This window comes from Streptomyces fulvoviolaceus (assembly GCF_000718165.1).
GTDB lineage: Bacteria > Actinomycetota > Actinomycetes > Streptomycetales > Streptomycetaceae > Streptomyces > Streptomyces fulvoviolaceus.
On the sequence record NZ_JOEY01000059.1, the window covers coordinates 1 to 12,687 of the forward strand.

10 protein-coding genes are annotated in these 12,687 nt (G+C 68.5%); 8 read left to right on the forward strand and 2 right to left on the reverse strand.

Annotation, left to right across the window (positions count from 1 at the left end):
• Positions 1-1,314, reverse strand: a 1,314-nt coding sequence (locus IG08_RS0144185; RefSeq protein ID WP_030617271.1) for a 4Fe-4S dicluster domain-containing protein, incomplete at its 3' end; no start/stop codon positions are given.
• Between the two features lie 188 nt (positions 1,315-1,502).
• Between IG08_RS0144185 and IG08_RS0144190 the strand changes: the two genes are divergently transcribed.
• The 8 genes from IG08_RS0144190 to IG08_RS0144225 all read left to right on the forward strand — a co-directional run bounded on the left by IG08_RS0144190 (position 1,503) and on the right by IG08_RS0144225 (position 10,812).
• Complete coding sequence (locus IG08_RS0144190; protein WP_030617274.1) at positions 1,503-2,522, forward strand: MraY family glycosyltransferase; 1,020 nt, start codon at positions 1,503-1,505, stop codon at positions 2,520-2,522.
• A 94-nt stretch (positions 2,523-2,616) separates the two neighbouring features.
• Positions 2,617-4,464 (forward strand): molecular chaperone DnaK, encoded by a 1,848-nt coding sequence (dnaK, locus tag IG08_RS0144195; protein WP_030617277.1) that lies wholly within the window; start codon positions 2,617-2,619, stop codon positions 4,462-4,464.
• Entirely contained in the window at positions 4,461-5,117 is a 657-nt protein-coding gene (grpE, locus tag IG08_RS0144200; protein WP_030617281.1) for a nucleotide exchange factor GrpE, read from the forward strand. The genes dnaK and grpE overlap by 4 nt, the downstream gene beginning before the upstream one ends.
• Positions 5,118-5,150: 33 nt before the next feature.
• A complete protein-coding gene (dnaJ, locus tag IG08_RS0144205) occupies positions 5,151-6,338 on the forward strand; it encodes a molecular chaperone DnaJ (protein ID WP_030617284.1) in 1,188 nt (395 codons plus the stop codon).
• A gap of 5 nt (positions 6,339-6,343) precedes the next feature.
• Complete coding sequence (locus IG08_RS0144210; protein ID WP_030617286.1) at positions 6,344-6,796, forward strand: heat shock protein transcriptional repressor HspR; 453 nt, start codon at positions 6,344-6,346, stop codon at positions 6,794-6,796.
• Between the two features lie 199 nt (positions 6,797-6,995).
• Positions 6,996-10,112, forward strand: a complete 3,117-nt coding sequence (locus IG08_RS61850; protein WP_234343128.1) for a DNRLRE domain-containing protein — start codon at positions 6,996-6,998, stop codon at positions 10,110-10,112.
• Positions 10,031-10,477 (forward strand): amidase domain-containing protein, encoded by a 447-nt coding sequence (locus tag IG08_RS58010; RefSeq protein WP_234343129.1) that lies wholly within the window; start codon positions 10,031-10,033, stop codon positions 10,475-10,477. Before IG08_RS61850 ends, IG08_RS58010 begins: the two co-directional genes overlap by 82 nt.
• The gene (locus tag IG08_RS0144225; protein WP_030617294.1) at positions 10,477-10,812 is read left to right on the forward strand and encodes a hypothetical protein; all 336 of its coding nucleotides are present in this window, start codon (positions 10,477-10,479) and stop codon (positions 10,810-10,812) included. Before IG08_RS58010 ends, IG08_RS0144225 begins: the two co-directional genes overlap by 1 nt.
• Positions 10,813-10,907: 95 nt before the next feature.
• Here IG08_RS0144225 and IG08_RS0144230 read toward each other — a convergent pair whose 3' ends face one another.
• The gene (locus IG08_RS0144230; protein WP_030617298.1) at positions 10,908-12,620 is read right to left on the reverse strand and encodes a fibronectin type III domain-containing protein; all 1,713 of its coding nucleotides are present in this window, start codon (positions 12,618-12,620) and stop codon (positions 10,908-10,910) included.
• Positions 12,621-12,687 lie beyond the last annotated feature (67 nt).

Below are 12,687 nucleotides of genomic sequence, written 5' to 3' on the forward strand. Positions count from 1 at the left end.
CAGGTTCTTGAGCATCGTGCCCGCCTCGGACGGGAACGCGCTCTCGATCATCACCTGGTAGCGGCGCATGTCGACGATGTGGTCGACGTGCTCGATGTCGACGGGGCACTGCTCGACGCAGGCGCCGCAGGTGGTGCAGGACCACAGGACGTCGGGGTCGATGACGCCGTTGTCTTCGAGGGTGCCGATCAGCGGGCGCTCGGCCTCCGCCAGAGCCGCGGCCGGCACACCGGCCAGCTGCTCCTCGGACGCCTTCTCCTCGCCCTCCATCGTCTTGCCGCCACCCGCGAGCAGGTACGGCGCCTTGGCGTGGGCGTGGTCCCGCAGCGACATGATCAGCAGCTTCGGGGACAGGGGCTTGCCCGTGTTCCAGGCCGGGCACTGCGACTGACAGCGACCGCACTCGGTGCAGGTCGAGAAGTCCAGCAGGCCCTTCCAGGAGAACTGCTCGACCTGGGAGACGCCGAAGACGTCGTCGTCGCCCGGGTCGGTGAAGTCGATCGGCTTGCCGCCGGAGGTCATGGGCTGGAGCGCGCCCAGGGCCGTACCGCCGTCGGACTCGCGCTTGAACCAGATGTTCGGGAACGCGAGGAAGCGGTGCCAGGCCACACCCATGTTGGTGTTCAGGGAGACCGTGATCATCCAGATCATGGTCGTGCCCAGCTTGATCATCGCGGTGAGGTAGACGAGGTTCTGCAGCGTGCCCAGACTCAGGCCCTTGACTGCCAGGATCACCGGGTACGAGGCGAAGTACGCGGCCTCGTAGTGGTCCACGTGGTGCAGCGCACCCTCGAGGCCACGCAGTACGTAGATGGCGAGGCCGATGGTGAGGATGACGTACTCGACGAAGTACGCCTGGCCCATCTTCGAGCCCGCGAACCGCGACTTGCGGCCGGGGCGCGAGGGCAGGTTCAGCAGGCGGATGACCATCAGCGTGGCGATGCCGAAGGTGGTCATGGCGGCGATGAACTCGATGTACAGCTCGTACGGCAGGAAGCCGCCGATCACCGGGAGCGTCCAGTCGGCCTCGAAGAGCTGGCCGTACGCGGTGATGATGGTCGGCGGCAGCGTCAGGAAGCCGACCGCCACGAACCAGTGGGCGACACCGACGATGCCCCACCGGTTCATCCGCGTGTGGCCGAGGAACTCCTTCACCAGCGTCACGCTGCGCTGGTAGGGGTTGTCGGTCCGGGTACCGGCGGGCGCGGGCTGGCCCAGCTTGAAGTACCGGACGAACTGGCCGATGGCGCGTGCGAGCAGTGCCACGCCGACCACGGTCAGTACCAGCGACACGATGATCGCGGCGAGTTGCATTTCGGGGCTCCTCGGGCCTGCGAGGGGTTCTTATTACTAAGCGGTAACTTATGCAGTCCGTCTGAGACTACCCTCATCTTCTCGCGCACTGTAGCGAGGTGCGGAGTGATCTGAATCGCTCAGGGTTACCTTAAGATCTGATCGTGTTATTCGTGATGAATTGGTATATACGGCGCTAACTTTAGGTCGTGCTCTACGGGATCGCCGCCGCCACCACCGCCCTGTTCCTCGCCGCCGTACTCGCCGCCCTCCTCCGTGTCCCCGCCCTGCGCCTCGGTCTCGTCGACCGCCGGCGGCAGCGGCCGCTCCCCGTGCTCGGTGGGGCCGCGGTCGTGCTCGCCGTGGGGCTGGTGGTCTGGGTCGGGGACTGGACGGGCGTCGCACCGCTCGGGGCCGGGATCGGCCGGCTGCTGGTCGCCGGGGTCGCCGTCGCCGCACTCGGGCTGGTCGCGGACGTACGGCGGGTCAAGGCCCGGTTTCTCGTCGGCGGTACGGCCGTCTCGGCGGCCTGTGTCGTGCCGTACGAGGAGACCGGCGTCCTGGGCGGGCTGCTGGCCGTCGGCTGGATCGTCTTCGTCGCCGTCGGGTTCAAGGCGCTGGATCACGCGGACGGGCTGGCCGGGACAGTCGGGGTCGTCACCGCCTTCGGGGTGGGGGTGTGTGCCGCGGCCGAGGTGATGGACGGGCTCGCGGTGCTGCTGAGCGTGCTGGCCGCCGCGCTGACCGGGTTCCTGATGCACAACTGGCATCCCGCGCGCGTGGGGCTCGGTGCGTGCGGGTCGCTGTTCACCGGGTTCGTGCTGGCCTCGGCGGCCGTGGTGACCCGTGCCGGGTACGAACTCGCTTCCAGCGCTGGGGCGTTCGGCGCGCTCACCGTCGTGGTCGGCGCCGATGTCCTCCTCGTGGTGCTCTCCCGCCGGCTCGCCGGGCGGCCCCTCCTGCGTGCCGCCCCCGATCATCTCGCCCACCGGCTGAGGCGGTTGGGGCTCACCTCGCAGGGAGCGACCGTCGTCCTCGGTGTCGCGGCCTTCGCCGGGGTGCTCGTCGGGGTCCTCGTGCATCTGGGTCGGGTCGCGGGATCCGGGGGCTACTGGGTGACGGCGGGCGCCCTGATCGCCGTATGCGCACTCCTGCGTATCAGGCCGAGCAGCCCTCGACGTATGGAATCAACGCAGGTCAGAGCCCAGTTGCGTGTAAGGAACGGATAAGAGTTGAGTCCGTGCGACTCAGGTCTGTTGACCGAGTCGCGGACGTCATGCACACTTGAGTCCGTTCCACTCAAGTCAGCTGGAGGAAATCACCATGGCACGTGCGGTCGGCATCGACCTCGGCACGACTAACTCCGTCGTCAGCGTTCTGGAGGGCGGCGAGCCCACCGTCATCACCAACGCCGAGGGTGCCAGGACCACGCCGTCCGTCGTCGCCTTCGCGAAGAACGGTGAGGTGCTGGTCGGCGAGGTCGCCAAGCGTCAGGCGGTCACGAACGTGGACCGGACCATCCGGTCCGTCAAGCGACACATGGGCACCGACTGGAAGGTCGAGCTCGACGGGAAGCCCTTCAACCCGCAGCAGATGTCCGCGTTCATCCTGCAGAAGCTGAAGCGGGACGCCGAGGCCTACCTGGGCGAGAAGGTGACCGACGCGGTCATCACCGTCCCGGCGTACTTCAACGACTCCGAGCGCCAGGCGACGAAGGAAGCCGGCGAGATCGCCGGTCTCAACGTCCTGCGTATCGTCAACGAGCCCACCGCGGCCGCGCTGGCGTACGGCCTCGACAAGGACGACCAGACGATCCTCGTCTTCGACCTCGGTGGCGGCACCTTCGACGTGTCCCTCCTCGAGATCGGCGACGGCGTCGTCGAGGTGAAGGCCACCAACGGCGACAACCACCTCGGTGGTGACGACTGGGACCAGCGCGTCGTCGACTACCTGGTGCAGCAGTTCAGGTCCGGCCACGGCGTGGACCTCGCCAAGGACAAGATGGCCCTCCAGCGCCTCCGCGAGGCCGCCGAGAAGGCCAAGATCGAGCTGTCGAGCTCCACCGAGACCTCGATCAACCTGCCCTACATCACGGCCTCCGCCGAGGGCCCGCTGCACCTGGACGAGAAGCTCACGCGCGCCCAGTTCCAGCAGCTCACCGCCGACCTTCTGGAGCGCTGCAAGACGCCGTTCCACAACGTCATCAAGGACGCCGGGATCAACCTCTCCGAGATCGACCACGTCGTTCTCGTGGGTGGCTCCACCCGTATGCCCGCCGTCGCCGAGCTCGTCAAGGAGCTGACCGGTGGCAACGAGGCCAACAAGGGCGTGAACCCGGACGAGGTCGTCGCCATCGGCGCCGCCCTCCAGGCCGGTGTCCTCAAGGGTGAGGTCAAGGACGTCCTGCTCCTCGACGTCACGCCGCTGTCGCTTGGTATCGAGACCAAGGGCGGCATCATGACGAAGCTCATCGAGCGGAACACGACGATCCCGACCAAGCGGTCCGAGATCTTCACCACCGCCGAGGACAACCAGCCCTCCGTGCAGATCCAGGTCTACCAGGGCGAGCGCGAGATCGCGGCGTACAACAAGAAGCTCGGGATGTTCGAGCTGACCGGTCTGCCGCCGGCCCCGCGCGGTGTCCCGCAGATCGAGGTCGCCTTCGACATCGACGCCAACGGCATCATGCATGTCACGGCCAAGGACCTCGGCACCGGCAAGGAGCAGAAGATGACCGTCACCGGCGGCTCCTCGCTGCCGAAGGACGAGGTCGACCGGATGCGCCAGGAGGCCGAGAAGTACGCGGAGGAGGACCACGCCCGCCGCGAGGCCGCCGAGACCCGCAACCAGGGCGAGCAGCTCGTCTACCAGACGGAGAAGTTCCTCAAGGACAACGAGGACAAGGTCCCCGGCGAGGTCAAGACCGAGGTCGAGGCCGCCGTCGAGGAGCTGAAGGCCGCGCTCAAGGGCGAGGACACCGCCGAGATCCGCACCGCCACCGAGAAGGTCGCCGCGGTCTCGCAGAAGGTCGGCCAGGCCATGTACGCCGACGCCCAGGCCTCCCAGGCCGCCGGTGGCGCGTCCGCCGGTGCCGACGAGGCTCCCAAGGCGGACGACGACGTCGTGGACGCCGAGATCGTGGACGACGAGCGCAAGGACGGTGCCGCGTGACGGAGGAGACCCCGGGCTTCGACGAGAAGCCCGACGTCCCCTCCGGCGCCACCCCCGAAGACGCCGAGCCGCAGGCCGCCTCCCCCTCCTCGGGGGAGGGGGCGGCCCCGGCCGGGGACGCAAGTGCACAGATCGCCGGTCTGACGGCCCAGCTGGACCAGGTGCGCAAGGCGCTCGAAGAGCGCACCGCGGACCTCCAGCGGCTCCAGGCCGAGTTCCAGAACTACCGCCGCCGGGTCGAGCGGGACCGGATCACGGTCAAGGAGATCGCCAACGCGAACCTCCTGAGCGAGCTCCTTCCCGTCCTCGACGACATCGGCCGCGCGCGGGACCACGGCGAACTCGTCGGCGGATTCAAGTCCGTGGCGGAGTCGCTGGAGACCGTCGCGGCGAAGATGGGACTGCAGCAGTTCGGCAAGGAGGGCGAGCCCTTCGACCCGACGATCCACGAGGCCCTGATGCACTCGTACGCGCCCGACGTCACCGAGACGACGTGCGTGGCGATTCTGCAGCCGGGGTATCGCTTCGGCGAGCGCACCATCCGCCCCGCGCGGGTGGCCGTCGCCGAACCGCAGCCCGGAGCGCAGACCGTGAAGGCCGACGAGGCCGAGGCGGCTGACGACAAGGAGAGCGGTGGCCCGGACGAGGGCTGAGCTTGAACCGATGAGAAAGGAGGGGCGTCGAGGATGAGCACCAAGGACTTCATCGAGAAGGACTACTACAAGGTCCTCGGCGTCCCCAAGGACGCCACCGAGGCCGAGATCAAGAAGGCGTACCGGAAGCTCGCCCGCGAGTTCCACCCGGACGCCAACAAGGGCAACGCCAAGGCCGAGGAGCGCTTCAAGGAGATCTCCGAGGCGAACGACATCCTCGGCGACCCCAAGAAGCGCAAGGAGTACGACGAGGCCCGCACCCTCTTCGGCAACGGCGGCTACCGCCCGGGGCCGGGCGGCGCGGGCGGCTCCTTCAACTTCGACCTGGGCGACCTCTTCGGAGGCGGCGCCCAGGGCGGCGGGGGCGCCGGGGGTTCCGGCAACTTCGGCGGCGGAATCGGTGACGTCTTCGGGGGCCTGTTCAACCGGGGCAGCTCCGGAACTACGCGCGTACAGCCCCGGCGCGGCCAGGACATCGAGTCCGAGGTCACGCTGAGCTTCACCGAGGCCATCGAGGGCGCGACCGTGCCCCTGCGGATGTCCTCGCAGGCACCCTGCAAGGCCTGTTCGGGCACCGGCGACGCCAACGGCAACCCGCGGGTGTGCCCGACGTGCGTTGGCACCGGGCAGGTGGCCCGGGGTTCCGGCGGAGGGTTCTCTCTCACGGACCCCTGCCCCGACTGCAAGGGCCGCGGCCTGATCGCGGAGAACGCCTGCGAGATCTGCAAGGGCAGCGGCCGCGCCAAGTCGTCGCGCACCATGCAGGTCCGTATCCCGGCGGGCGTCTCCGACGGGCAGCGGATCCGGCTGCGCGGCAAGGGCGCCCCCGGCGAACGGGGCGGCCCCGCGGGCGACCTGTACGTCACCGTGCACGTCGACGCCCACCCGGTGTTCGGCCGCAGGGACGACAACCTCACGGTGACGGTCCCGGTGACGTTCACCGAGGCGGCCCTCGGCGGCGAGGTCAGGGTCCCCACCCTGGGCGGCCCTCCCGTCACCCTGAAGCTGCCGCCGGGCACGCCCAACGGCCGCACCATGCGGGCGCGGGGCAAGGGCGCGGTCCGCAAGGACGGCACCCGCGGCGACCTGCTGGTCACCGTCGAGGTGAGTGTTCCGACGGACTTGACGGGGAAGGCTCGTGATGCGCTGGAGGCGTATCGCGAGGCGACCGCGGGTGAGGATCCGCGGGCGGAGCTGTTCCAGGCCGCGAAGGGAGCTTGATCGAGATGGACGGCCGTCGACGCAACCCGTATGAACTGACCGAGGAAACCCCGGTCTACGTCATCTCGGTGGCGGCCCAGCTCTCCGGCCTGCACCCGCAGACTCTGCGCCAGTACGACCGCCTCGGCCTGGTCTCCCCCGACCGCACCGCCGGCCGGGGCCGCCGCTACTCGGCCCGCGACATCGAACTGCTGCGCACCGTGCAGGCGTTGTCGCAGGACGAGGGCATCAACCTCGCCGGCATCAAGCGCATCATCGAGCTCGAGAACCAGGTGGCCGCGCTGCAGTCGAGGGTGGCGGAACTGGAGTCGGCGCTGGACGGGGCCGCGGCGGCGATGCAGCAGCGCGAGGCGGCGGTGCACGCGTCGTACCGCCGTGATCTGGTCCCGTACCAGGAGGTCCAGCAGACCAGCGCGCTGGTGGTGTGGCGGCCGAAGCGGCAGCAGTCCTCGGACTGAGGCGCGTAGGCATGTAGGCATGTAGGCATGTGAAAGGGGCCCGGAGGTTGAACCTCCGGGCCCCTTCGCGGTTTCTCCATGAGACCTCCCGATAGTGATCACCTTTTGATCACTCTTCCCGGGCTGAAGTCCTCTCTTTTCCGGCCGAACCCTGTGCGCCTGCCTTGGCTTTCATAAAGACCTCACGGCCGCCGCTGCGATGACGCCGGCCGGTCTCATGGTCAGCGATCCGTCGGTCTCGGCCTTCCCGGTGAAGAGCGCCGAGACGCCGCAGGCGATAGTGAACAGTCCAGCCCGCGCCGTCACCCTCGACGACGACGAGCCGGACATCGCAGAGCTGCTGGGCCTCAGCGAGGACCAGGCTGCCCGGCGCAACGCGAAGATCAAGGGCAAGCGCGTCGAGCTGACCTCGAAGCGCACCGAGACGTCCACCGTGTACGCCAATCCGGACGGCACGCTGACCGCCGAGTCGTACGCCGGACCGGTGCGGGTCAAGCAGGACGACGGTTCGTGGCAGGACGTCGACACCGAACTGTCCGACGAGGGCGCCGCGTTGGAGCCGCAGGCAGCGGCAGCCGACATCACGGTCTCGGACGGCGGGGACAAGAAGCTGGCCTCGGTCTCCGAGGGAGGAGCCTCCCTGGCGCTGGGCTGGGAGGACACCCTGCCCACACCGACCGTGCGGGACGACACCGCCTCCTACGACCTGGGCGAGGGGCAGACGCTGACCGTCACCGCCCTCAAGCAGGGGTTCTCCCAGAACGTCGTCCTGGACTCGGCCCCCGGCGATGACCTCACCTACCGCATCCCCGTCACCCTCAAGGGCCTCACCCTGTCCGAGGCCGACTCTGGGCACCTGCTGCTGAAGAACGCCGCCGGCAAGCTGGTCGCCGAGGCGCCGGCCCCGATGATGTGGGACTCCTCGGTGGACGAGAAGTCCGGCGAGTCAAAGCACCTCGCCCCGGTCGACACCGAGATCGAGACCGCGGCCGACGGCTCCCAGACCCTCGTACTCGCCCCGGACGCCGACTACTTCGGCCAGGACCTCACCTACCCGGTCACCGTCGACCCCACCTCCACCCTCGCCGTCACCACGGACACCTGGGTGGCCACCAACTACAACGACTCCCAGGTCTCCTCGACCGAGCTGAAGTCGGGCACCTATGACGCGGGCACGACGGTGGCCCGTTCGTTTCTGAAGTTCGACGTGTCGGACTACGCGGGCACCCACGTCATCGACACCAACCTGGCGCTGTACTCGAACTGGTCCTCCTCCTGCACGGAGGGCACGGGCACGGCGGTGCGCCGGATCACCGAGTCCTGGTCGTCGTCCACGATCACGTGGGCCGACAAACCCGCCGGGACCACCACGGGCCAGGTGATCAACACCGCGGCCAAGGGGTACTCCTCGGCCTGCCCGGCCGGCACGATGAACTTCGACATCGACACCATCGTCCGGGCGTGGACGAGCGGCACCGCCAACCACGGGCTGCTGATCCGCGGTGTGGACGAGACCGACTCCTACACCTGGCGGCGCTTCCACTCCGCCAACTACGTCTCAGGCGCCGACGGTTCGACCGAACCCCACCTGGCGATCACGTACAACTCCTACCCCGAGGTCCCCGGCGCCACCTCCCTCTCGCCGGTCACCACGAGCGGTAGCACCCAGGTCGTCACCTCCCTCACCCCGGTGCTGTCGACCTGGCTGAACGACGCCGACCCCGCTGCCAGGGAACGCGTCCAGTACGCCATCGAGCCCGACCCGGCGTACGACGACACGGACTACACCCTCACCGCCGACAGCGCCTATGTGGAGTCCGCCCGGGTCGCCGCCTACGCCGTGCCCACGTCCGCACCGCTGGAGGACGGCACCCACCTGCGGGTCCGCGCCCGCGCCTACGACGGCACGGACTACTCCACCGCCTGGAGCGCGTGGCAGACCTTCACCGTCGACACCTCCGGCGTCGCCGTGCCCGACGTGCCGTCCGACCTCGTGACCGGAGCCACGCAGACCACGACGCCGCTGCTCACCGGGATCGTCACCGCCCCCGGCGAGCGGACCGTGACCGCCGAGTACCTGCTGTACAACGCGGCCGGAACCGCCGTCGGCACCGCTCCGGCCGCCACCACCACGGTCGCCGACGGCCGGCGTGCCGTCGTACAGGTGCCGGACGATCTACTCACCGACGGCGCGTCGTACTCCTGGAAGATGCGCTCCTGCGTGGGCGACGTCTGCTCGGCCTACACGTCCTTGAAGAAGTTCACCGTCGATGTGACCGAGGAGACCACAGGGACCACCAGCACCACCGGCACCGCGCCCGCCGCAGTGACCGACCTCACGGCCGTGGGCGGTGAGAACGGCGCGCTGGTGACTTGGACCCCGGCGCGGTTCACCGGTGACGAGGACGATGTGGTCACGTACACAGTGACGGCCAAGGCCTCGGACGGCACGACGGTCGACACGGTGACCACGACCGGCGCTTCCGCCGTGTTCACCAGCCTCAACGAGGATGCCGGGGACATCACGTACACCTTCACCGTCACCGGGAAGAACGACCACGGAACCGGCCCGGCCGGCGTCTCGAACGCCGTCGTCCCCCTGGCCGTACCGGGTGGGGCGGTGGCGTACTCGGGTGTAGTCGAGTCGTATCTCAACCAGCGAGGCGGGCTGGTCTACGGCGACTTCGTCGACGCGGGCGATGCCGCGGCGAACAGCGCGTCCGGTGAGCAGTTCGTCGACTTCCTCGCCCGGGAGCAGGAGTCCCTCCTCCGGGAGCGGGTCGCGGTCTCCGAGGACGACACGGACACCGGCGTGGTCGACGTCCAGGTCAGCGACGAGTTGGCCATGCCGTCCGCCGACGGCAGCACGGTCACTCTGCGGGCCACGGTGCGGACCTCGGAGGTCATCGTGACCGACGTGAGCACCGAGACCCTGACGCGACCGACGAGGCCAACGTCGTGGAGATGCGCTACACCCTCACCGCCGGCGACGAGCCCGTCCTGGTCTCGGCCGTCAGCGCGGCCGCCGAGGAGGTCGTGGTGCAGCCGAGCAGGGCCGCACTGGCCGACTTCGGTAACGAGTTCGACCAGGAGATCACCGACACGGACACCGAGTCCTCGGCGTTCGACGGCGACTCCACCGACGACGGCACCGACACCACGGCCACGACGGTCTCCTACGACGCGACGCAGGCGGGCTCCTACGCCCGTACCGGCGCCGCGACATGGGCGATCATCAACGCCGACGCCAAGCACCTGTACGAGCCGGACTGCACGAACTTCGTCTCGCGCGCCGTCCATCTCGGCGGTGGCGTGAAGAAGAAGGGCGACGGCAGTGAGTGGTACCGCAGCACGGACGCGTGGTGGCGGTACCCGGGCATCTGGGGCCACGACGAGACGCTCAGCTGGATCAACGCGGCCTACTTCAAGACCTTTGTCTACGACCACATGCTGAGCTCGAAGCGCACGACGAGCAACGCGTACGTGGGCGACGTCATCTTCTACGACTGGACGGGCGACGGAGACATCGACCACAGCTCGTTCATCTCCAAGATCAGCAACGGGAAGATCTATGTCGCCCAGCACTCGAGCGACTACGCGTACCGCAGCCTGGCGAAGCAGAAGAGCCTGTATCCGAAGCTGAAGATCTGGATCTACCGGATCAAGCCGGAGTGGCACTGATGACGTCCGTGACCCAGCGACTGCGAGACCTGCTGCACCTGTCCGGCCGGGGGCTCTGGTTCGTCTCCGTGGAGGCGCTCCTGGCCCTCCTGGTGGCCAGGAGCCTATGGACATGGCGTGACGACGCCTATGTGGCCGTGGCCGACGTGCCGTATCTGCCCTGGCTCAGTGCGGGACTGACGGCGTCCGTCGTGCTCACCCTGGCCATGCTGTCGCGGCGCCACCCGTGGCTGCGGCGGCTGGGCTGGTGTCTGACCGTGGCGAGGCTCTGCGTCCTGCCCTTGCTGGACCTCGAATGGAACCCGGGAATGTCGCCGTACATCTCCCTGTGGTGATGCAGACAGGCTGATGGTGCGTCAACAGCCCTGATGGGCCCGGGAGTTCTCCGACTCCCGGGCCATTTCAGAAATCAGGTCCCCGCCGGCGTCTGTCAGACGGTCGGCGCGGTGACCACCGAGTCTCCCGCGGGGAGCGACTCGGTGCCGTCCGCGGCCACGGCGGTGACCCAGTAGTACGACGTGGTGCCGCGGCCGGCGCCGGTGTCGACGTACTGGAAGACGCCGGGAGCGACGTCGGCGAGCTTCTCGTACGTCGAGGAGGCGGGGTTCCACCGGTAGACGCGGAACCCGCCCGCGGACTCGTCCTGCCCGAACCACTCGAGCTTGTTGCCCTCGTCCCCGCCGGCCGCGTTGAGCGTCAGCGGCGAGCCCTCGGGTGTCTCCACGCTCGGCGTCAGGTTGAGCTCGGTCGCGACCACGACCTGCGCATCGCCGGTCGCCTTGAACGAGGAGTTCCCGGCGTCGTCGATGGCATCGACGATGAAGCAGGACTCCTCGCCGTCCGGGACGGTGGTGTACGCGTACGAGGTGGTGTCGGCCGACACGTGGAAGCCCGGGTAGAGGGAGCAGACCTTCTCTTCCTCGTCCCCGAGCAGCTCACCCCGGCGGACCAGATAGCTCTTCAGGTCGGCGGTGGGGTTGGCGTCCCAGCGCACCTCGAAGCCGTATTCGGTCGGGGTGGCCGTCACCCCGGTCACGGCGGACGGCGGCGTGACGTCCAGGCGCTGGCCCTTGACGGCGTAAGTCGGCGCGGACTCGTTGCCGGCCGCGTCGAGGGCGGTCACCCGGTAGTAGTAGACGGTGTCCTCGGCGGCGGAGGTGTCACCGTAGAAGAGCCCGTCCGTGACATTCGCGATCCTGGTGAAGGGTCCGTCCGGACTCGTCGCCCGGAACACCTTGTACCAGTCCCCGTCGTTCGGGGAGTACGGGGTCCACGAGATCCCCACGTGCTTCTCGTAGGGGCTGGTCTCCACCCACTTGGGCGTGGTGGGCGCTGTGGTGTCGACGGGGGTGACGCTCTGATCGGCACTGCCCGCCGACTCGTTGCCCGCCTTGTCGAAGGCGCGGACCTCGTAGTAGTACGTGATACCGGTCGGCGGCGTGATGTCGGTGTACGACGTCGCGGTCGTCGTCGCGAGCGGGGTGGAGAACGGCTCGTACGGGGTTCGCCGGTAGACCCGGTACCCGGCGAGGTCCATCTCCTTGTTCTTCGCCCAGGTGAGCTTGGACTTGCCGGTGGTCCTGTCGTACGACACCGAAGCCCCGGTCGGCGCGAGGGGCTTGACCTTGTCGACGTCGGCGCTGGTGCGGGGCGTGTAGTCGAACTTGACGTTCGCGGCGCCGGTGAAGTTGACGAAGTCGACGCGGAGGGTGTGCTTCTTCCCGTCGTTCGGGATCGTGACGTCGACGGACTTCTTCACCGTCGACGACACGTTCTTCCAGAGGTTGATCTGAGGCTTGCCGTCCAGGTAGACCCGTATGCCGTCCTGTGCGGAGGCGGACAGTCTGAAGGGTCCGCCGGAGCCGAAGTCGCGGGTCACGGTCCAGCGGACGCCGAAGTTGTTCTTCGGGAGGCCCGAAGTCGGCGCGCCGGTGCCCCAGTTCTGGTCGATCTTCGAGTCGCAGTCGGTCTTCTTCGGTGTACCGGAGAGGGTGTTGTTCGCGAAGAACTGCCGCTTGTACACCGGCGAGGTGCAGGTGGTCGCGGCGGAGGCAGGGGCCGCGGCTGCGGTGAGCAGGCCGCCGGCGGTGGCGAGCACGACGGCGGTGGAGGCCGCGGCGGTCGTGCGTCTGACTGGGTTCATTCGATCCTCTGGTCGGGAGCTGAGCGACAGACGTGAAGCTGCTGTGATCATGACTCCCGAGAAATGG